This is a genomic window from Paenibacillus sp. (assembly GCF_048976745.1).
Lineage (GTDB): Bacteria > Bacillota > Bacilli > Paenibacillales > Paenibacillaceae > Paenibacillus.
In genome coordinates this window covers 471,763-494,245 of the sequence record NZ_JBHGUU010000006.1, presented here as the reverse complement: position 1 = coordinate 494,245, position 22,483 = coordinate 471,763, and the positions used below count along the sequence as shown (strand labels likewise).

General features: G+C 45.2%; 18 protein-coding genes. 2 read left to right on the top strand and 16 right to left on the bottom strand.

What is annotated here, in order from left to right:
• Positions 1–163: 163 nt before the first annotated feature.
• From ACE3K2_RS09090 to ACE3K2_RS09080, 3 genes are all read right to left on the bottom strand, one after another.
• The gene (locus ACE3K2_RS09090; RefSeq protein ID WP_421889067.1) at positions 164–1,267 is read right to left on the bottom strand and encodes an NADH:flavin oxidoreductase; all 1,104 of its coding nucleotides are present in this window, start codon (positions 1,265–1,267) and stop codon (positions 164–166) included.
• Positions 1,268–1,598: 331 nt separating this feature from the next.
• Entirely contained in the window at positions 1,599–2,912 is a 1,314-nt protein-coding gene (locus tag ACE3K2_RS09085; protein WP_421889065.1) for a hypothetical protein, read from the bottom strand.
• 180 nt (positions 2,913–3,092) lie between these two features.
• Positions 3,093–4,142, bottom strand: coding sequence for a 2,3-butanediol dehydrogenase (locus ACE3K2_RS09080; RefSeq protein WP_339302717.1), 1,050 nt, complete (start codon positions 4,140–4,142; stop codon positions 3,093–3,095).
• 559 nt (positions 4,143–4,701) lie between these two features.
• Here ACE3K2_RS09080 and ACE3K2_RS09075 point away from each other — a divergent pair.
• A complete protein-coding gene (locus ACE3K2_RS09075) occupies positions 4,702–5,739 on the top strand; it encodes a LacI family DNA-binding transcriptional regulator (RefSeq protein WP_421889063.1) in 1,038 nt (345 codons plus the stop codon).
• A 178-nt stretch (positions 5,740–5,917) separates the two neighbouring features.
• Here the strand turns inward: ACE3K2_RS09075 and ACE3K2_RS09070 are convergent, their stop codons facing one another.
• Together ACE3K2_RS09070 and ACE3K2_RS09065 are read right to left on the bottom strand one after the other, a co-directional pair.
• Positions 5,918–6,886, bottom strand: a complete 969-nt coding sequence (locus ACE3K2_RS09070; protein ID WP_421889061.1) for a D-2-hydroxyacid dehydrogenase family protein — start codon at positions 6,884–6,886, stop codon at positions 5,918–5,920.
• A 79-nt stretch (positions 6,887–6,965) separates the two neighbouring features.
• The gene (locus ACE3K2_RS09065; protein WP_421889059.1) at positions 6,966–7,547 is read right to left on the bottom strand and encodes a TetR/AcrR family transcriptional regulator; all 582 of its coding nucleotides are present in this window, start codon (positions 7,545–7,547) and stop codon (positions 6,966–6,968) included.
• A 239-nt stretch (positions 7,548–7,786) separates the two neighbouring features.
• On the opposite strand from ACE3K2_RS09065, the gene ACE3K2_RS09060 reads away from it, so the two are divergent.
• Complete coding sequence (locus ACE3K2_RS09060; protein WP_421889057.1) at positions 7,787–9,001, top strand: MFS transporter; 1,215 nt, start codon at positions 7,787–7,789, stop codon at positions 8,999–9,001.
• Positions 9,002–9,009: 8 nt separating this feature from the next.
• Here the strand turns inward: ACE3K2_RS09060 and ACE3K2_RS09055 are convergent, their stop codons facing one another.
• The 11 genes from ACE3K2_RS09055 to ACE3K2_RS09005 all read right to left on the bottom strand — a co-directional run bounded on the left by ACE3K2_RS09055 (position 9,010) and on the right by ACE3K2_RS09005 (position 22,479).
• Positions 9,010–9,171: a hypothetical protein gene (locus ACE3K2_RS09055; RefSeq protein WP_421889055.1), complete on the bottom strand. Its 162-nt coding sequence runs from the start codon at positions 9,169–9,171 to the stop codon at positions 9,010–9,012.
• 24 nt (positions 9,172–9,195) lie between these two features.
• Complete coding sequence (locus ACE3K2_RS09050) at positions 9,196–9,660, bottom strand: SRPBCC family protein (RefSeq protein WP_421889053.1); 465 nt, start codon at positions 9,658–9,660, stop codon at positions 9,196–9,198.
• A 162-nt stretch (positions 9,661–9,822) separates the two neighbouring features.
• The gene (locus ACE3K2_RS09045; RefSeq protein WP_421889051.1) at positions 9,823–10,914 is read right to left on the bottom strand and encodes an HD-GYP domain-containing protein; all 1,092 of its coding nucleotides are present in this window, start codon (positions 10,912–10,914) and stop codon (positions 9,823–9,825) included.
• A gap of 284 nt (positions 10,915–11,198) precedes the next feature.
• Positions 11,199–13,034 carry a UbiD family decarboxylase gene (locus tag ACE3K2_RS09040; protein ID WP_421889049.1) on the bottom strand — a complete coding sequence of 612 codons (1,836 nt, stop codon included), beginning with the start codon at positions 13,032–13,034 and terminating at the stop codon, positions 11,199–11,201.
• Positions 13,035–13,246: 212 nt separating this feature from the next.
• Entirely contained in the window at positions 13,247–14,578 is a 1,332-nt protein-coding gene (locus ACE3K2_RS09035; protein ID WP_421889047.1) for a HAMP domain-containing sensor histidine kinase, read from the bottom strand.
• Between the two features lie 2 nt (positions 14,579–14,580).
• Positions 14,581–15,249, bottom strand: coding sequence for a response regulator transcription factor (locus ACE3K2_RS09030; protein WP_421889045.1), 669 nt, complete (start codon positions 15,247–15,249; stop codon positions 14,581–14,583).
• A 28-nt stretch (positions 15,250–15,277) separates the two neighbouring features.
• Positions 15,278–17,242 carry an ATP-binding cassette domain-containing protein gene (locus ACE3K2_RS09025; RefSeq protein ID WP_421889043.1) on the bottom strand — a complete coding sequence of 655 codons (1,965 nt, stop codon included), beginning with the start codon at positions 17,240–17,242 and terminating at the stop codon, positions 15,278–15,280.
• A 289-nt stretch (positions 17,243–17,531) separates the two neighbouring features.
• The gene (locus ACE3K2_RS09020; RefSeq protein WP_421889041.1) at positions 17,532–19,481 is read right to left on the bottom strand and encodes an S-layer homology domain-containing protein; all 1,950 of its coding nucleotides are present in this window, start codon (positions 19,479–19,481) and stop codon (positions 17,532–17,534) included.
• Positions 19,482–19,572: 91 nt separating this feature from the next.
• A complete protein-coding gene (locus tag ACE3K2_RS09015) occupies positions 19,573–20,622 on the bottom strand; it encodes a dockerin type I domain-containing protein (RefSeq protein ID WP_421889039.1) in 1,050 nt (349 codons plus the stop codon).
• A gap of 192 nt (positions 20,623–20,814) precedes the next feature.
• Positions 20,815–22,107: an amidohydrolase gene (locus tag ACE3K2_RS09010; protein WP_421889037.1), complete on the bottom strand. Its 1,293-nt coding sequence runs from the start codon at positions 22,105–22,107 to the stop codon at positions 20,815–20,817.
• A gap of 78 nt (positions 22,108–22,185) precedes the next feature.
• Positions 22,186–22,479: a hypothetical protein gene (locus ACE3K2_RS09005; RefSeq protein ID WP_339260778.1), complete on the bottom strand. Its 294-nt coding sequence runs from the start codon at positions 22,477–22,479 to the stop codon at positions 22,186–22,188.
• Between the last annotated feature and the right edge of the window lie 4 nt (positions 22,480–22,483).

The window sequence follows — 22,483 nt, the reverse complement described above, 5'->3', positions numbered from 1 at the left end:
TGTGAATTTTTCATATGTTGAAATTATTAGTATAGATAGGTGAAAAAGCCGCCCAACGGCGGCCTATTTGTTCGTTTTTTTGTTTTACTTTTCGTTGTAAATCGTCACCGTTCGGCATTGATCGAGCTTAGTTCACTTGTTGCCAAACGTTCTTAGCCTTCAATTAATGGAGGGTTTGCAGCACTTCTGTTGTAAATGGAATGATTTCGGATATGCGACCTTCACGAACTTTGGCAGGCCATTCTGGATCACTAAGCAAAACACGACCCAAGGCGATCAGGTCAAATTCATTGTTCTCCAGCTTCTCGTTTAATAGATCCAGATGGGCGTCCCCTGTTCCCTGGTTCTCGGTTGCTCGGTCCACAAATTCAGCTTCAAGCCCAACCGATCCAACCGAAATGGCAGGTTTGCCAGTGATTTTCTGTGTCCAGCCTGCGAGATTCAACTCAGATCCTTCGAATTCAGGCAACCAGAACCGCCGTGTAGAGCAATGGAATATATCCACGCCAGCAGCACTGAGTGGGGCCAGGAATTGCTCCAATTGTTCTGGCGTCTCCACCAGACGTGCCTCATAATTCCCCATCTTCCATTGGGAGAACCGAAGCACAATTGGGAAATCAGGACCAACCGCCGCACGACAAGCTTTAATCACTTCAACTGCAAATTGGGTTCGCCGAGCCAAATCACCACCATAATTGTCGGTTCGTCGATTCGTCTGCTCCCAGAAGAATTGGTCAATCAGGTAACCATGGGCTCCGTGCAGTTCAATTCCGTCAAACCCAATTCGCTGTGCATCCGCTGCCGCTTGGGCAAATGCCTGTATAAGCCCTTGAATCTCCTCTTCCGTCAAGGGTTCACGCGATGGTTCACCTGCCATGCTAACGCCTGACGGACTTACAGGCTCAGCTTCTGCATTAGGCAAGTCGCCGGAACGACGTGCTGTACCCACATGCCACAATTGTGGCATGATTTTGCCACCCGCTTCATGTACTGCTTTCACTACGTTAGCCCATCCTTGCAAAGAATCTTCCCCATGGAACAATGGAATACTCGCTCCACTAACCGAAGCTGGATGATTAACGCCTGTACCTTCCGTTATAATGAGCCCCACTCCGCCTGCTGCTCTGCGACGGTAGTATTCAGCAACTTCTGGCCCAGGTACGCCCTCTGGTGAGAATCCGCGAGTCATGGGTGCCATAACGATTCGATTAGACAATGTTAGCTTGTCCGAAGTGAACGGTTTAAATAATGCTGAAGGTACGTTCATTGTACATTGCTCCTTTGCAATTGGAAGTGTGGAACTCCGCATCCACGTGAAATGCGACATGCTTTTGTATATCGTAACAAGTGTAATCCAGTTGACTGGTTCAGGGATATTTCTCTATCCATTTTATAGTCTCTTAATTTTATTTTCAAATTTTCGAAGGTAGGTGGTCATGTTCATCTTATGAACAAAAAAGAGAGCTACCTTGTGGCAGCCTCTGTTTGAACACACTACCACAGCAATCCGTCCTGCGATCTACTATACAACAGGTATTTTCCCGGTCACCAATAATGTGGATGTAGCATAGTATATAATCCATAATCTTCCTTCCATTTTAATTGGCATTCACGGGGATATCACTGCGATTCACTCGAAGCAATTTTCCCGACGAAGTTGATAACACATCCGGATCGGTACCAAGACCAAAGTAGAAGTCACCCTCGTTCTCTTCAAATGACTTGGCATACGTGTCCTGGTTAAAACGTAAAATCTCATTCCATGTTGTCAGATCAGTGGATTGGTAGACCCGATTGATATACAGATTGGCACTTTGGCGCGTGTACGTAAGCACATACACCTTGCCATCACGCAATAGCACATCCGTAGGAAGCGCCTTGGCATCTGGCAGATTAACTCGTCTTGCCTGATTAATATCGGTCATGACATTTAAGGATTTGGGCAGCAGCTGCCCATCATTAAATACACCTCCGGCTATATAGAGCAACTTGTTATTAAAGTTAACATTTTTTCCTATCTTATTATAAGGAATCGTACCCGCTTGATAGGTTAGTCCAGGCAGCATTTTGCTACCATAGATGACAACATCCCGTTTCTGAAGCTTTTCATTAATCTCCAGGATATTGGTTTTGTCATTCCATATTTTATTGGCAGGATACATCATGCCAGATGCATATAATTTCCCATTAAGATGGAACATGGTGTAGGCCCGGAAACCAAACGTATTGATCGTCGCATATTTCTGCCAAGTTTCACCTTCATCATGAGAGATTAATATGGTTGGTTTGGACTCCGTGCCCAGCGCGGCAAACATCTTGCCCTGATACGAAGCCAAATCGTATACGTGTACACCAAGTGGAAGATTACGATGTTTGGTCCACACCTCTCCATCCAAACGATAGAAGTTGCCCAGTTCCCACTTCTCACTATCCGAATCATTGCCAGGGATATATAACTTGTCGTTTAGCACTCTGTAAATGTCAATCTGTTCCTCATCCACATACATCTTGGTCAATGGCATAATACTCGGATTGCTGTTGGTTACCGACTGGGTCTTGAATTTCGCACTTGCTGTATCATAATAAATGACTGGAATAGGACCTGAATTCGGCGCTACACCCAGATTACTGCTGTTTCCGTGACCTAAATATATCTTGCCATTGTACAATTGCATGTCCCAGACGTTATTGGCATATGGTGTTTTGCTAAAAGGTCTGCCCAGCAGTTCAATCTTCGATGTTACATCCGCTGAACTGATTGGTGCATTCGACACCTTGGCAAGCCCACGTTCAGTCACAGGTGGCTTACTCGTTGACGTGTTGCTTTTCAGCTTGGAGCTCCCCATAAGCATCCAGCTCAATCCAGCGACGATGGTCAAAATCATCGCTGTCCATTTCGCATGTCTCTGCATGTCCGCTTCCTCCTTCATAGTTTCACAATATTTACCTTCACACCAATATGATACAAATTGTATCTTTTTATACTATGTAATTCGACCCGTGCATGCAACAAATTCCGCCCGATCTATACAAAAAAAGTAGACAATCACATCTGTTGATGTGTTGTCTACTCGCTTTTACAGCCTACGGTTCTATTCTGCTTTTACCAAAATCTTAACCTGATTTTTCTCTTTTAAGAGTGCTTCAAATCCATGTTCCACTACTTCATCCAACGAAATTCGTTTGGTTACCAGCTTGTCTGCGGGGAAAAAACCTTTATCCATCAGACTGATAACTGCTGGGAACACATCGCGATAACCAATAATACCGTTGACCGTACGCTCTTTCATAACAATGGAGTTCGGGTGAATCGGTGCTTCCTGTTCAAAAATGCTGACGATCATTAATTCACCGCCAATTCGTGTTGAATCGATCGCTTGTTGCAGTACACGTGGAACACCTGTTACTTCATAGGCTACGTTAACGCCACCTTGTGTACGCTGATGGATCTCTTCCACCACATTGAACTGTGTTGGGTCAATCACAATCGCACCCAGTTCTTCCGCTTTGGCTTTCCGTTCGTCTGATAACTCCACCACATAAATATCAGAAGCTCCCGAAGCTTTAAGTGCTTCAATAACCAATAATCCAATCGGACCTGCACCAAACACTGCTGCGGTATCGCCTACTTTCAGCTTGCTTTGGCGCACGGCGTGAAGTGCTACAGCCGAAGGTTCAACCAATGCACCTTGCTCATACGAGATTGAATCCGGTATGGCATGGACCATGTATTCTTCAGCAGTTACATATTCGGAGAATCCACCTCCGCCTCCAGCGAGTCCAAGGAAACCCATTTTATCGCACAGATTGTATTTGCCTTGTTTACAAGCTTCGCAGTGTCCACATGCATAGATCGGTTCTACGACTACACGATCGCCCGCCTTGAAACGTGTTACGCCTTCCCCTACTTCAACGACCTGTCCTGAGAATTCATGTCCCATGACTATAGGCGCTTGTTCCCCTGTTAGCGGATGTGGTGCTTGAGCCGGAATGAAAATTGGACCTGCTGTGTACTCGTGCAAGTCACTGCCACAGATACCGCACCATTCCACTTTTATTTTGACCTTACCTTCTTCAGGGTGAGGTTCATTAATATTCTCGAGACGTAAATCTTTAACTCCATGCCAGCGTAATGCTTTCATTCAATTCATCTCCCAGATCATAATTTATGATATAATCGGAAACGTTTCCGTAAGTTAAATATGTCACATTTTAGATACGCTGTCAAACCTATTTCTACCCGAATATGTCTATTGCGTGATCATACTGAGTTCACTTTGGGGTGCTAATGCTTTAATTTCAGTTGTTTTGTTATATAAATCGAACTAAAGAATATTTACACTGCACACTCCGATGACAGAACAACCTTCCGATCGCTGTTATCCCCAGATTTTTTTGATTCCTTTTATAAAGGAGAAATCCGGGACAGCGTATGCTTCCGATGTAGCTTTCTTTCAGAAAGCTTTTAGCTCCGCTTCTTCATGTCCTTTCTGTCCTCTCCGTTTTGCGTAAATGTTTAGTTGAAATTATATAGATGGTATGACAAATGGATTAAATTCAATCCATGTATCGCATAAGTGTGGTCCATTCACGGGATACTTTATGGTTCAAATGTTATAATTAACTTATATAACTATCGTGAAGTGCTTACATATTCCTAAATATTCGGAATCGTTTCCGATTAAGTGAGGTAACCGTACATTGAGGAAAGAACAGAAACTTACGATCAAGGACGTGGCAGAGCGTGCCGGTGTAGGCATTGCTACCGTATCCCGAGCCATCAACAATTCAGAAGGTATAAGTAATAAAACACGAGATAAGGTGATGCAGGCCATTGAAGAACTGGGATTTGTACCCAACACCTCCGCACAGAGTCTGAAGATCCGGCAAACACACCAGATTGCGCTCGTTGTACCCGACATACGCAACGCCATCATTCCGGAAATTTCCTGGTCTGTGGAGCAAACGGCGAAGCAGCATGGGTACCATGTTGTACAGATCAATACAGCAGGCAATGCCCGAACCGAGCTGGAAACTATTCGTAATGTAAAAAAATTGCATGTCGACGGACTGATCTTCATGCCTCTGGCATATCCCAAAACGTTACCCGGACTGATTGATAAAGCGCCGCTCCCCATCTCCATGATTAACTACGGCAAGAAACTGGAACCTGGTATGAAGGCAGATATCGTCTCTCTGTCTCAACCCGAAGGCAAACTTGTGATGGAGCATCTGTTCAAAATTGGCCGGACTCGAATCGCATATGCCGGTGCACCCAAAGACATCATTGAAGAACGCTTCCGTGCTTATGAGCAAGCTGTAGGCCATGTGGACATTTCTCTCGTCTACTTCGGTGAGGACTTTTCATTAAATACAGGTGCCAATGCTGCAGATTATTTCTACGGACTTACGCATATGCCAGATGCAGTCTATGCCATTAATGATATGGTTGCCATTGGATTGGTTAATCGTTTCAAGGAGTTAGGGGTTCGTGTACCTGAAGATGTGGCTGTAGTGGGTGTGGATAACAATCAATGGACCACTGTCTCGTCTCCGCAGATTAGTTCCGTCTCCATTATGGGTGAAGAAGTTGCCAGACTTGCTACCGAACTGTTGTTAAAACGAATTCGGGAGATGAACACGACCGATTACGAACACATCCAATTTGAACCGCGCTTAATCGTTCGTGAATCAAGTGTCGCCATGATTCATTCTTCCCAGCGAGGACCACACAGTTAAACTTGATGAGCGGAATGTGCCAATAAGATAGAATATACTTTACAGCTATCCCTTCATTTGTTTTGCTACACAGATAGACAAAAAAGGTGTTGCACAGGTCTAACTCTTTCCTGACAGCACCTTTTTTGTCTTTGATTCTATATAACTATCGCAGAGTCGTACTCCGTATACGCCCATTCTAAGAGAGCAGTTGCCTGATCGGTGTTCCCTTCAGGAACATCGCTATGTTCTCTACCGTTTGCCTATAATAGATCTCATAATTGCTACGAGTCACATAACCCAGATGCGGTGTCGCTAGAACGTTGGGCAATGTTCGAATAATATGGTTAACCGGCAGCGGTTCCTGCTCATATACGTCCAAACCTGCACCAGCAATGAACCCACGCTGCAATGCCTCCACCATAGCTTCCTGATCAACAATGCCCGCTCGCGACGTATTGATGAGCAGCGCACTCGGTTTCATTTGTTGAAATTCGGCTAGTCCGATCAGATTACGCGTACGATCACTTAACACCAGATGAATGGATATAATGTCGCTCTGTGTAAGGAGTTGCTCTTTGGTCTCGGAATAGATCACACCATGTTTTTCGGCCTTTTCTGGTGTCAGATTCTCACTCCAGGCTATCACATTCATGCCAAATGCTTGTGCGATCTCAGCCATGCGAGTGCCTATTTTGCCCAAACCGATTAATCCAAGTGTTCTCCCATGCAAATCCAACCCTACAGTGCTCTGCCAATTTCCATTGGAGCGAAGTGCACTATTTTCCGTAACCAGTTGTCTGGACAGACCCAGAATCAGCGCCCACGTAAGTTCAGTCGGCGGATTAGAGCTTCCCTCGGTTCCGCACACAATAATTCCCTTCTGCTCTGCAGCCTTGAGGTCTATGGACGCATTGCGCATTCCACTTGTAATCAGAAGTTTGAGCTTAGGTAGCTGCGAAATGACCTTCTCCGGAAACGGTGTACGTTCCCGCATCAGGACCACAATATCGAACTCATGCAATTCTTGAATGACCTTTTCATCCGAGCCCATATAGTTGTTGAATGTCTGAATCTCCACCCGATCCATCAACGGACTCCAGTCCGCCGACGTCAGCGCAACGTTCTGGTAATCATCCAAAACGGCACAGCGCAACTTCATATTCATTCCTGATCTCCTCCTATATCTGCTCAATTCTTAAATATATTGTAGCAACTCCACATCACTTTAAAAAGTATCATTCCGATTACTGTAACAAAGATAGTGTAACCTGGATGCTCTGCTCTACAAACAAACGGTCCGGTCCTGATTTCATCAGAACAGTCAATCCAATCATGGATACCACCAAAGACTGTGCTATTGCACTCGCGTTCAAGTGAACGGACAATTCCCCGCTCTGTTGCCCTCGTTCTATCGTTTCCTTGAAAAGAACACCCAGATACATCTGATGCTCCCGTGTAAGGACAGCGAATTTGGGGTCATGTGGAGCTAACTCAACCATCGTATTAATGCAAAAACAGCCGTGACTAGGATCGGTCATATTCCCCTCTGCTCCAATATGTTCAAACAGCCCACGAAAGGCTTCTCGCACGGAGGAGCCCTGTTGAAGTCTGGCTCTGACTTGAGCCGCATGCTGAGTGGTATACCTGCGAAGTGCTGTTTCGAATAGTTCCTTTTTATCACCAAAAGCCGCGTATAGACTGGGACGTTGGATGCCCATTGCAGTCGTCAAATCACTCAAAGATGATGCTTCGAATCCCTTGTCCCAAAACGTATGCATTGCTGCATCGAGTGCTTTATCCGTATCAAATTCCCGTTGTCTAACCATACAATTCACCTCTTTATGTATCGATCAGTATGTTTATATATTTTAACCTCATAACCATGAAAAAGTCAAAGATCACTCACTTAAGATTATAAAAATTAAATAAACTCCTCCATAAAGCGGTTTTAAACAGATTGAAAATCTTACTCCATTCTCTGTTGACAGAATCCAAGCAAATAAAGTATGGTTATCCCGAAACATAACATACCTATCAGTACATAATAGAAAGGTGACAACAACTCATGCTAACTTCTTCTTCAGAGGCACAATTATCCACTAAGGATCGTCCTGCCATGTCACGGCTAGTTGCTCTTCTCTTTGCCGTGTGCAGTGGACTTGCGGTCGCGAATATTTATTATGCTCAGCCTTTGCTGGACTCCATTGCTCAAGAATTCAGCCTCTCTCCATCATCCATAGGGATTGTCATCACAGTAACTCAAATATGTTATGCCCTGGGACTGTTCCTTCTCGTACCGCTCGGGGATCTCTTAAACCGACGCAAGTTGATCATCATCCAAATGCTCTTATCCGTACTTGCACTGGTTGTGGTAGGAACCTCACAGTCCAGCTCACTTTTATTCACGGGCATGGCTGTCGTAGGTCTACTCGCGGTCATTACACAAACATTAGTTGCCTTTGCTGCACACTTGGCAGCCCCTTCCGAACGTGGTCGCATTGTTGGACAGGTCACCAGCGGAATCGTCATTGGCATATTACTTGCACGAACGGTTGCAGGTACGCTGAACGATTGGCTTGGGTGGAGATCGGTATATCTCTTCTCTGCCAGCCTTACTTTACTCGGAATTGTTGCCTTATTTCTTGTTCTCCCAAAACAACAATCCCCACAAGTAAAACAAAGTTATGTCCAATTACTCAGCTCTGTCTTACAACTGTACCGTGAGTTGCGTGTATTACGAGTACGAGGTGTACTGGCCATGCTGATTTTTACAGCCTTCAGCATCTTGTGGACTTCCATGGTTCTGCCACTAAGTAGCCCACCACTGTCCCTGTCTCATACGGTCATAGGTGCATTCGGTCTCGCAGGAGCGGCTGGAGCACTGGCTGCTGCCCGTGCAGGTAAACTCGCCGATCGGGGCTTTGGGCAAAAAACAACCGGCGTCTCTCTTGTCATTCTGCTCTTGTCCTGGTTGCCCATCAGTTATGTCCATCACTCTTTGTGGTTCCTGATCCTCGGCGTTATCCTGCTTGATCTCGCTGTGCAGGCCGTACATGTTACCAACCAGAGCCTGATCTACGAAGTTCGACCCGAAGCACAGAGCCGCCTGACGGCAGCTTATATGATCTTTTATTCCATCGGCAGTGCAACCGGCTCCATCGTTTCTACCCAAGTGTATGCATGGGCTGGCTGGACAGCAGTTTGCTGGTTAGGCGCGAGTGTTAGTGCAGCCGCACTTCTGTTCTGGATGATCGATCGTCATATGCATCGGGAATCTTGATCGTTGAATTAATCCAGTTTATTCCACACCACAATAAAGAGGGTTGCTAACGGACCAACGAACAGGGAAATCAGAAACCAGTTCCGACCACTTCTGTTTTTTCCCTGTGCCAGTCCGGCATTTATCAAGGCAAGGGTGCCCCAACCTACATAATATTCACTGTCAAACACAAACGTCATCTCCCCTTATCCATCTTATTCTGGATGCTGCTCAAGTATCGATTTGAGTTTACGATTGCGACTCTCCAGAAATGTCAGCATGTACCTCTTCAGCACAAGTCGCTCCGCTGCCCATCCTAGCAATCCAAGTGGCGCTTCAAAGCGCAGCGTGTCTCTCATGCAAGTCTTCTGATCTCCAATCGCGCTGAAATGATGTTCATGTCGCATGCTTTTGAAAGCACCCTTCTCCATCTGATCCACAAATAGAAACGGTCGTTCAAACTGTATAATTCTGGACTTCAACTTCTGTCTGACCCCAAAGTGGGTAGCCTGAAATGTAACGCTCTCCCCTGCGCCAATTCTTCCTGTGGTTACTCCCGCTACCGCTCGTTCTTGCGTATGTTTCCACACGGTCTGTGTATGCAGATCAATATCCCGGGCATAGTCAAAACACCGTTCAATCGAGGCATGGATCATAATCTCGGTGGATACTTCAATCATGGCGATCACTCCTTGGCAGGAAAAATAAGGTCTTTGCAAAGTATACGCTTGCTTCCTTGGTCGAACAACACAAGTAGGATGATATAACAAAAAACGGGTCCCCTTTCATAGTACAGGAGACCCGTTTTTCATGTATTGGTAGAATAACAAACGCTACCGTTATTAAATAAGCAGTTCATCAATCGCAAGCGTACGCTCCTTGGAGAGATCACGATATTCTTCAGATTCCACTTTGATGAGCGGTTTGAAAATATCAGACGTATTGTTCATGACAATAACACCTTTTTCTCCATTGCTGAGCAGGACCTGTTTCCCAATGAAGTTAGGAAGCAAATGTTGCATCAATGCCTGAACCGGTTTTTCATTTAATTTACCAAATCCCATTCCATAAATATCTCTAAGGTTGTTGATCAGGTTTGGATTGCTTCCTCCGTGATTCCCTGATCTCATGCCTATATAGATATCGGCTACAGATACGATCTGGGTATAGGGATGAATTTCACTTTTCTCAAGTTGCATCGGATAACCAGACCCATCTTCCCGCTCATGATGCTGCAGAGCAACCAGTGCTGTCGCTTCATCCGTCATCGAATTTTTGATGATTTCATGACCATATATGGTGTGACGCTGCATTTCCAGCTGCTCGTCCGCTGTCAACGGTTCTGTTTTGTTCCGAATCCGGTGGGATACTTTGCACTTTCCAATGTCATGCAAATAACCACCGCGACTAATCTGATAACTCTCCTTCTGAGAATATCCAAGCCAGTTCGCGAGGTAGAAGGACAACAATCCTACCTGGATCGAATGTGTATAGTTATTGACGTCATCCCGCTCCAGCATCATCAGGAGATGAACGACATCTTTCTGCTCATCCAGTCCCTCAACCATCGGTTGCAGTGCATCATCCACCATGGTGGCGTTGAATTTGCCAACGGTCAGAGCTTCGAGAAAAGCATTTTGATAATTATGTACGGTCTGAATAAATTGGGACTTCATCTCTTCTTCAGGCGGTTCTTCCTTCGTGCTTGTATTTAACCCGGAAGCATGTTTGGCGGCTGCAGCAAAAAATTCTGCTTCAGTGATTTCCTCTTCGCGTGATTCAATATCTACATAATCTACACGGTGCTGCATAAGCAAGGTGATATCCTCACCTTTGATCACAGTTCCCTTCCCGAGAACGTGTAATCCTGCATCGCTGAATGTATCCGCAGTCAGACGGTCTCCGTCTTGCAGGTTCATAATATGGATTCTCAAATCGGTATTCCCCCTGAACAATTCATTATAGTAACAGCACCCAATGGAACGGGGCCACAAAAATACCTATACTTCTTTATATCGTTATAATTCTTCATTTCATACATAGTTCAAACGACCTTAATCGCAAAGGGAAATACGAACATATAAGACTTTATCCTCACTCCAATATTCAAATTCGTCCCGGTTTTAAATTTTTAGACTCTTTTGTGTCTCATCGCTGTATCAGAGCAAGCCAAAGAAGTTCAAACTCATTGGTTTGAACTTCTTCAAGGAATCTCACATTAGATTTTGATCGAAGCCAGACTTGCCCCTTTAACAAAGAATCGTTCAACGCTCTTCTCCACCAAAGCATCGGGAACCAGCGGCGGTGCCTGGTGAGGTTTGGTACGCGCATCAATAATTACCTGATCACAACCCCAGTGTTTGTGGTCATACCCGCTATTCACTCCATACATGTCATGTGAAGGATTGCTGCGGGTAAACGTGGCCCACAAGAAGTTACTGAGATTAGCACTCAGGAACGAACTGTCATCACAGAGGATAATCATCGGACAAGAGTCCAATCCTCCCTGTTCTTTCAATAGAGACGTGAATGCTTGCATTTCCTGTGCTGCATCCGCATAACTCGTGAAAGCAGATGTTTGGATCGACACGATGCCCGGCATGATGAGCTGTGGATTCTCATAACCACGAATGTTTTTCAAAGACTCCGGAACTTCCGTGCACAGATCCCGAACCTTGTCGCCATACGCTGCAAAAACAACCTTGCTTCCGCTGTTCAGGCCTGTACCCGAGTAATCCAGTGTATCAATCGTTGTATGGGTATAGAAATGAATATCCCGCTGCATGTCCATACGCTCCAAGATATAGGTGAGGAATTCAACTTCCTTATGGGTGTCCAGAGGCTGCTGATCCTCAGCGGTAATGAACAGGTACTTCGCCAGACTGAGCTGCCCCGTACCCAAAATACGATTGGCGATCGTAAGCAACTCTGTTGGCTGCTTCACCGCCTGATACGGCGTGTAACGTTCACTGCCGATGGCGAACAACAATGGATGGACCCCTGCCGCATCGACCGCATGCACTTCTTTGACCCCCGGAATCTCCTGTTTGATCGCGTCTCCTGTAATCTCATGAATCAAATCGCCAAACGCCGTATCTTCTTGCGGCGGACGACCAACAACCGTAAACGGCCAGATAGCATTAGGTTTGGCATAGACTTTATGCACACGCATTAACGGGAATTCATGCGTCAGACTGTAATATCCCAGATGATCCCCGAACGGACCTTCGGGCTTTGTCTCGCCTGGGTAGATATCACCCGTGATGACAAAATCAGCATCATTGCTAATGCAATACCCGTCCTTATAACTGTAACGGAAACGACGTCCAGCGAGCAGACCGGCAAATGTCATCTCACTGAGTCCTTCAGGCAAAGGCATAACCGCTGAGAGTGTATGTGCTGGTGGACCACCAATAAAAATACTAACTTTCAGTGGTTCTCCCTTTTTCACCGCCTTGGCTTGATGTATACCAATTCCGCGATGAATCTGATAGTGTAATCCAATTTCCTTGTTCATTTCAAAATCATTGCCGCTCAGCTGAACCCGGTACATCCCCAAGTTCGAATTCATGATGCCTGGCTTATCCGGATCTTCGGAATACACCTGCGGTAGTGTCACAAATGCCCCGCCGTCCATGGGCCAGTGTTTGATTAGGGGCAGGTCAGAGATTTGAATCTCTTGTGCCGTCACGGGTAGGCTAATAGACTTCTGTTTTGGCAGCGCCTGCCATGCAGCAAGACCTGTGCGAACATGCTGAAATGGCGTCTTAAGCGCCTTCATGGGATCATCACGAACAGCCATGACCCGTTGTACGCCTTCCAGCGAGCCGCGGAACATGAATTTGCTTCGTTCCACCGTGCCGAACAGATTGGATACGGCCTGGAACTTCGAGCCTTTTACATTTTCGAATAACAACGCCGGGCCTTTAGCCTCGTGCACTTTCATATGGATCGCTGCCATCTCCAGATGCGGATCAACCTCTTCTTTGACCCGAATCAAATGACCGTGCTGCTCCAGATCGTTAATACAATCTTCCATATTGCGATATTTCATTGAATGGCTCCATTCTGTGTATGATAAATTGATTAAGTTCATAGATTCACATAACGTCTCTTCTATTTTATCAAATGATCCACTGCTAAACAAAACTATATATGAAATTTTGTCGAGTATACGCATATCAAAAAAGCAATATGAAGCAATCTGAATCCTGAACGCACAGGGACCGATTGTTTCCATATTGCTTCTCTCTATTCTGACTTGCCTTAAGATGTAATAACCGATCTGGGAATCGTGACAATAAACTGCGATCCTTTTCCGACTTCGCTCTCGACATCAATTGTACATTGATGCAATTTCAAAATTTTAATCACAATGGACAACCCCAATCCATTGCCTCGAAGCGAGCTGCTTCGCGCTTTGTCCACCATATAGAATCGATCAAAGATATACGGGAGAGCTTCCTCAGGAATGCCTTGTCCAGAATCTCTAATCAATACCTTCACCAATGAAGATAACATCTCAATTTCGACATGAATGGTACCTTGAGCACCGGTGTATTTGATCGCATTGTTTATTAAATTCTGCCAGACCTGATCAAACAAATCTTTGTCCACTGTGATCTCACAGGGCAACAAGTCCAATTCGATCTGGATGTCCTTCTGTGACCACTGCGGCTCCGCAAGTAAAATCGCCCTTCTTAATTGTTCATCTACCTGGAACGTGGTGAAATGAACCGGATGATGCTCCGAATCCAGCGAGGCTAGCCGAAGCAGATTATCACTGAGCCTCGATAAGCGCAGCGTTTCCTCATAGATTATATCCAAATGCTCTTTCTGCTCTTCCAGAGGAATAACACCATCTTGTAGTGCTCTGGTAAATCCCCTGATTGAAGTGAGCGGAGACTGCATTTCATGAGAGACGTTGCTGACAAAGTCATCACGAACCGAATCGATTTTTTGCAACTCACTCGCCATATGATTAAAACTCTCCATTAGTTCGCCAAACTCATCCTTGTTATTATGTTTCAAACGGACCGATAGGTCTCCTGATGACATCTCTTTCGCTGCCATCGTTAATCTCTTAATCGGTTTCACAATGTACCCGGACATGAACAGGATCAACAAACTTCCAATGACCAGAACCGTTAACAGTGAGGTTAAGAGCGTGTTTCGCAGTGTATGAAAAAGAGAGGAGAAATCACTTTGGATCAGAAATGTACCAATCCCCTCATCTGTTCCAGGAACACCTATGGTCGCAATTCCATCTTTACTGGATAAAAACATGGCATCGGTTGTACCCGTTTCAAATAACGAATGAACTTTGTCCTCTGGCAAGGAAGATAACACCTCACTTTGTTCATTCACGGGAGTGATATTCAAGCCGTAGCGAGCAAAGATATCAAAGCTTGATTTCACTTTTTCCGGATCATCGATCAGGTTGATCAGTGTAGCGAGATCTTGAGCAAAGGTAACCATAAACCGATTCGGAGTCCTTTCCTGAGACCCGTTATTGATCATAAAGGAGAGAATCAAACTCACCAGAACAATCCCGATAAACGTAGCTACGATGCGAAGTCGCAGGCTTTTCCTAAACATGTTCATGACCGCTCCAGACGATAACCAAGTCCTCTTACTGTTGAGATCACTAACTCAGGAACGTGCTCAAGACGTTCCCTTAACCGTTTGATATGTACATCAACCGTGCGCTCATCTCCTTCGTAATCGATGCCCCATATATCATCGATAAGCTGTGTACGTGTGAATATTTTCCCTGGCGAACTCGCCAGAGAAAATAACAATTCACATTCCTTCTTTTTCAATTCGATCGTTTGTCCGTCCGCAACAACCATCAGATTGCCCAAATCAATCGTGACACCGCTGACCTGAATCAGGTTTGATGAACTTTTGTTATATCGTTTCAATAATGATTTTACACGCAGGATTAACTCCACAGGATCAAACGGTTTAACGAGGTAATCGTCTGACCCGGCATTAAATCCTCTGACTTTGTCCTTGGATTCTCCCTTGGCGGTTACCATCAGGATCGGAATATCCAGATAAGACCGGATATCTTCTGTCAGTTCAATGCCGTCTATTCGCGGCATCATGATATCCACAATGGCCAGATCAACTTTCGTATGAGAGAGAAGATCTAATGCCTCTTGACCGTCTGCAGCTTCCAGCACGGAGAATTGATTTTTTTCAAGATAGATTCGGATTAATTTGCGGATATGGGAATCATCGTCCACCACCAGAATTGTGTTCATGCAGCCATTATCCTCTCCGCAATTGGTTTTATTCGTATCGCAAGGATTCCATCGGGTCCAGCTTCGCCGCTTTTGATGAAGGCATCAAACCGGCCACGATACTAATTCCTGTACTTACCAAGATACCAAACAAGATATAATATCCCGAGAGATGAATGAGTTTTGCTCCAAACGCATTATCCAATAGAATATTTAATACATAACTAATGATCACTGCAAAGACCACCGCAATAATACCACTAAATACACCTAATAAGGCAGATTCGGAGAAGAATATGCGCTTGATATCTTTCTTTCTTGCTCCAATGGCCCTAAGAATTCCGATCTCTTTTGTCCGTTCCACGACACTAATATAGAGTACAACCAATATCATAATACCAGATACGATCAACGAAATGCCTGCAATACCCGCGAGTACTATGGAAGCCATACTTACATATGTCGTGATATTCTCCATAACTTTGGCCATCTGGGAGCCTGCAAAGCCAGCATCAACAGCAGCTTCATTGATTTCATTTACATACTTCATATCGGTTGCATAGGCGTTAACCTGAATCGGTCCGATTGTTATTCCATTGTCCGTATACATTTGCTCCAGCGTCCCTGATGAAATGTATCCCGGGGATTGTTGCATTGGAGATCGTTGATCTGCTGCTTCATAGATCGCTGAGATCGTTACTTCTTTCTCCAAAGTTACTGGTTTATTATTGCCATCCATCTCGTTGATATATAGCAAGACGGACTTGCCAATCATGGATTCAGCTTGATCATTTCCGCTTAATTGCTTCGCCGTATCGAGGGGCAACAACATCTCATTTTCTACCGGCAGAACACCCGCGGTTAGTAATGCTGGATCAAAAGCATCCGTTAACGTTGTTAATTGCGCAAGTCCTACACTTTGTTTTTCATTCACCATAGTGGACTTACCTGTAATGGTCGTAATTGTCTCTACATGGTCTACATTAGGGAAATTGCGAATCGTCTCGATATCAGCTTTGGTGAACGGTTCACCTGTCGCCATCAAGGCTTCCGGGCCTTGCATGTCCTTGGCTTCTTCACTTGGCTTGGTTATATCCACGAGCAACGGGTCCATACTTGAATTGATTTCGTCGTTCATATATGTTGTTATCCCATTCCCCAACGAGAGCATCAGGAGTACACTTAATATACCTATAGATCCACCCAAAGCTACCAGAACATTACGCTTGGCGTTGAGTTTCATATTTTTGAGTGCCATGTTGAATGAAGCAAGCAGACCCAAGCTCCGGGAAGAATCCTGACCACTCTCGTAGACAGCCGTAGAGGGATCTTTCAAGTGGATATCGTCACTAATGCGGCCCTCTTCAACCTTCACAATACGTGTGCCCGAATCAGCAACTTTCTGCGAGTGAGTTACGGCAATTACCAGCATTCCCTTTTTGGCTATGCTGTCCAGCAAAGCGAGGATTTGATCTCCGTTTTCCTTATCCAGAGCCCCTGTTGGCTCATCAGCCAAAATAATATCGGGATTATTGGACAACGCACGTGCGATGGAAACCCGTTGCTTTTGCCCCCCTGATAATTGGTTGGGACGTTTGTTCAGATGATCTTTCAGCCCCACCTCTGTCAAAATATCAACGGCGCGTTGGTTCCGCTCCTTCTCATTGGTGTCCGTCATTTGCATCGCAATTGTCACATTTTCGAGGACAGACAGATGCGGAATCAGATTGAAATTTTGAAAGACAAAGCCGATATTATTCTTCCGATAATCGTCCATTTCCTTCTCTGTCATGGCACTTAAGTTCTTGCCACGAACCACGACGTCCCCTTCGTAGTCGGAGTCCATGCCACCGATGATATTCATCAATGTTGACTTACCGCAGCCAGATTCACCAAGGATGGACACAAATTCTCCCGTCTCAAAACTCAGGTTCAAACCGTGGAGTACCGGGACTCTTTCTTTTCCATACAAGGTGTATGATTTCTTCACATTTTTAACTTCCAGTATTTTCATATGGATCTCTTCCTCTCCTGATCATGCACAATATCTATCTATTTGATGTTCATATCGTAACAAATCAGTGTGAACTGATAATGAACTGGACTATCGCACCTATAAGAGGTTCTTCGAACACAAATTATATGTAAAAAAACACCTATACTTACTTGAAATGAATCTTTCAAGTTAGTGTAGGTGCAAGACAACCCGAATCCTTAGATATAAGGACTCGGGTTGTCTTATTTCGTTACTATTCTGTCATCATAGTGTCAGTGTAAGTAATCTTTAGTTCAACTTATAAAGTTTAGATTAATCCGGCTTTTGCCAGCAACCTTTTCACAATTGCCGCCGATTGTGCACGACTAATGTCTGCATCTGACATCAGTTTGCCATCCGCACCTTGTACCAACTCTTGTTTAATTGCCGATGCAACAGGCTCTGCTGCCCATACTTGTACTTTAGCGCTATCGCTGTATGTGCTCAGCAGACTTGTTGTCTCTGAAGCATCGGCCTGTGCCAGACCGACCAGTTTCATCGCACGTGACACAATGGTCAGCGCTTCAGCACGAGTAATTTCGCTGTTCGGACGGAAGCTGTCATCAGCATAACCTGAGATCAGTCCGTAGGACACAGCCGTCTGAACCTCATCCTCATACCAGCTGCCTGTCTTCACATCCGTGAACGATGCCGCTTCTGTACTGCGCGGTGCGTGCAGCCCCAACCCCCTTAACAGAACAGCCGTAAACTCTGCTCGCGTAATACTCCGGTCTGGCGCAAATACGTTCTCACCAGTACCTTGTACGATCAGACGGGATGCCAGATCCTGTACGTCATCACGACTCCAATGATTCGTTACATCGCTGAATGTTGCCGGATGATAGATCAGAGCATAAGTGCTGTTTGTCAAGCTGTTAATAATAGCAGAATCTTGTCCATTACCTTTGATCACCTTGGTTGGTACATGCAGAAGGCTGCCATCTGGCTGAAGTACAACTCCTGTCGTGATCTTTGAACCATCGACACCCTCTGGCAATGTAATGGAACGCTCTACATATGCGTTGAAACGATCCACATTAACTTGCTGTCCATTCCAGATCGCTTTTACTTCAAAATCAACCGGAGCTGCGATCACTGTAGTGTTCTCCAGCTTGTCCGCAGCCTCCTGAATGGCTGTTTGTTTAGATGTGGCACTAGGCACAATAGCGATTTGGATTGTGATATCTTCGAGTGGAGTTGTTCCTCCAAATTGGTTATGAATCTGATCCACCTGAATCTGATTAGCTGGGAGGGTGTATGTACCACTGTCAGTCTGGATGACAACTTCGGCATTACTTCCTTCCATCGTTTTGACCAGCTTGCCGTTCAGTTCACCAACGACCGCCCCCTTGCCAGTACCTGTCATCGGTAGAAGAAGCGTTCTAAGTCCACTTCCAATCTGATTGATGACTTTGGCATTATCCACATGAATCGTAGTAGTCACCTGATTGTTTACCGTTGATGTGGTAGCCGTTGCAGATTGTTCCTGTTTCTGTCCGTTCACATAGATGTCTACGCCTTTGGTTACCGCTGGAGTGGCTGGAACAGGGGTCACAACGGGTGAAGTTGGCGACACACTTCCTCCTCCTCCACCCGAAGAGTTATCAGGATTCGGTGTAGGTGTCGAACCAGAATTGTCACCACCTGAGTTTGCTGCTGTAATTGTGATTGTTCCACCGGACAATTCAGTGTAGCTCCCATGTTCTACATTCGTAAAATGCCAATGCTCTGAATCCGTTTGATCTACAGAGAGCTGTTTCGTTCCAGGCGTCGCATTGTTTTTGGCTTTGATCTCGATATCAAACATTTGTTGTTCATCTACAATCGGATTGTTCCCCCCTGTAAAATCAACCCAAATGATCCGTACCCAGCCTTCCTCATTATTAATCTCGTACTGGAAATCTGCTACACCCTCTTCATTTGGGGATGTGGTGATAGCGTTGGAAGATTTAGGTGTGATCCGAACGATTTCCAGTGCAGACGTATCATAATCAATCTGCATATTATAAGCTTTCACCCCGAAATAGGACTTCTTCAATGCAACAGGTACATGAACGGTCTGCCCTGCCTGTACACTTACATTTGCAAACTGCACCTGCGATGGCTCCGGCTCTGCACCAGCTACACTTGGCAATATGAGTGAAGAGAGTAATGTCAGTGCGATTAGACCCGACATTGTTTTTCTGATTCTGGGACGTTTCTTTTTCGGTTGAAACATGTAATAGCCTCCATGTCTGTATCAATTGATAGATCGTTTGGTAAAAATATAGAAAGTGTTGTTATTCGTTATCCAAATTAATAAATATGAATTAAATAGGCCGTTGTACTGCTTCTTTTCCAATAATGTATACTTTTCTAGGCTCCGTATTCGAGTCCCAAGTGGACTTCGCAATAACTTCGAGCACAAGGTAATAATCAACATCCTCACTTCTAACGGTATACTGTGCTCTTGTCTCTCCATCGATTGGCACCATATCTTCTCCCGTAGCTTCTGTTGCGCGGTACCACTGGTAGGAAGGAGTATCAAGGTAATCATTGTAATCAATATCCATTAAGTAATAATCAACGCCAATATCGTTTCCAATCTGCATGGCATTCTTCAATTCACCATTCAGTATATACGGCGCATCATCCACTTGCTTAAAGGTCAATACATAGTCATTGTTTTTTCCGCCAAGTGTTTTGCCCTTGTATCCTATTAACAAAGCATCCATGTCCCCCAGCGTGGGTTCCGTATTACGATCCACGTCCATACGGTTCATCTCTACATAGCTAAATCCGCGGCGACTTAACATGTTACGAAGATAATCGAACAGGTCTGCTGCATCCAGAGAATTCACTTTACCGTCTGCATTTACATCCCCTTTTTTACTAATGTAAAGTTCAATGTGATCCGTAACAGTCTCTGGTTCACCAGAGATCATATAATTCGCTTTCAATTCGATGTTGATTTTGCCGCTTTGGCGAGGAATAACCACCAATGTACTGACAGGCGTTGTCATATTCTCATCCTGACTCGTTTCTACATACGCCTCAGCTATACTGATATCACTTGTGCTGGCTGTGAGCGTACTATACTCATCGGATCGAAATTGGGTACTTAAATTGATTCTGACTGTATTATTGATGGTCACCTCTATGGGCACATCCCGTGGATCATTTTGTTCTGATGAATAACTTAACCAGTTGATGCCATCGTTAAGAACGGGTCGCGAAATGTTTATTACCGGACCGATTGCCCCTGCGTTAACCTGCGGGAGCGTTCCACCTATAGGCAATGCAATGCTCAGCCCGAGTGCAGTCAACATGCTTTTTTTCAATATTGGCTTAAGCCGTTTTTTGTTTTGTTTCCCCTTCAATTCATGTTCCTCCTCGTGTACATTTCATATTTGAACAGCTACACGCTCAGTATAACGAGTCATTCTGAACCGATTCTGAACAGGACCATGGAACTATTTCCAGTTATAATTCGACAAAAAACGCCATGGAGTAAGTCTCCATAGCGTTTTAAACACAAATATTTTTCCAGTTTGGATCAAATTCACTAAAAATTAAATTCCCTCAACAATCCGTTTGGCTCTAACCTTCACCTCACGGTAAAGTTCATCTTCATCAATCGTCAGCAGTTTCCTGCCTCGCATGAGGATCTGACCATTCACGATTGTAGTGTCCACATCCGCACCATTTACACTGTAAGCCAGTAGCGACTCTACCTCATGTACCGGTTGAAGATGTGGTTTCGCCAGATCAATCAGGATCAGATCCGCTTTGCGACCGACCTCAAGCAAACCCACTTCATCCTGTAGACCAAGCAGACTAGCACTTCCGCGTGTAGCCATGCTTAGTACAACCTTGGCTGGCAGGCGAGTGGGATCGCCATAGTCCAGCTTTTGCAGCCAGGTCGCGGCTTTGATCTCCTCGAACATATCCACGGTTGTGGCACTTCCCGCTCCATCCGTTCCGATGCCCACGTTAATTCCCTGGGCCAACATCTCGGTAATCGGAGCAATTCCACACCCCAGCTTCAGATTGCTGACCGGATTGTGTGCTACACCACCGCGCATGCCCTTCAATCTGCCGATGTCCTTTCGATTCAGGTGTACACCATGCGCAAGCAGTACATGTGCCTGTTCGAACATCCCCGTCTCTTCCAAATACTCAGTTGGTGTCATGCCATAGCGCTCACGAATCTTCACAACTTCTTCCTTTGTCTCAGCCAGATGAATATGCAGAGGAATATCCTCCGTGACAGCCATGGCAATGACTTCACGAAGCGGCTCTACAGGACATGTATAGGGTGAGTGGGGTCCATACATCGTTGTAATCCGCCCATCGGCCGCTCCTGACCAGCGTTGTACAAGATCGATCGCCTCCTGTAACCTGCGTCCCCCATCATCCTCCACGAATACCATCCCACGTGTAAGCGATGCCCGCATACCTGTTTGCTTAACAACTTCCGCAATCTCATTCATATGAATGTACATATCCGCAAACGCAGTGGTACCCGAACGGATCATCTCGGCGATGGATAACTTGGCACCCCAATAGATGTCTTCCGGGTTCATCCGCGCTTCGGCAGGCAACATTTTGCGTTCGAGCCAGTCCATCAGCTTCAGATCATCCGAGAATCCCCGGAGCAGACTCATTGGTGTATGTTGGTGGGCATTAATTAGACCCGGCATGGCGATCTTATTGCGACCATCGATAATCTCATCTTGCGGTTGAGGCAAAATGTGGTCAGCAATCTGTATAATGCGATCTCCCTCAACACGAATATCCCCCGTAAAGGGGGCATCGGCATCTTTCATCGTTAGGATTATAGCTTGCTGAATCAGTATACTCATTACATTCACGGCTCCTCTGAATGGGTTGTGGTTCCTTCCATATTCGAGGTTAAGCCTTCACGTAACGGCAAGGTCAAGTCATTTTAATTTTTGGATCGTCATCTTTCTGAAACTTTGTATAAAAGGTTTGGGGTCGATTTCGACCATATATGGATATACTCCTGTGCTTGTGTGCAGATAGAAAAACCCACCCTCATCACCCATACGACGAAACGACATGTCAAACACTTCCGTGATGTTAAATTCGCGGTATTTGGTTACGATTTTATCTGAATACAGAATCATGGAACGGGCATTCACTTCAATTTCTTGGGCGAGACCCGTCACTTCTCTCTGTACTTTGTAATAAGGTAATACAGCAACGCAGTTCATGATC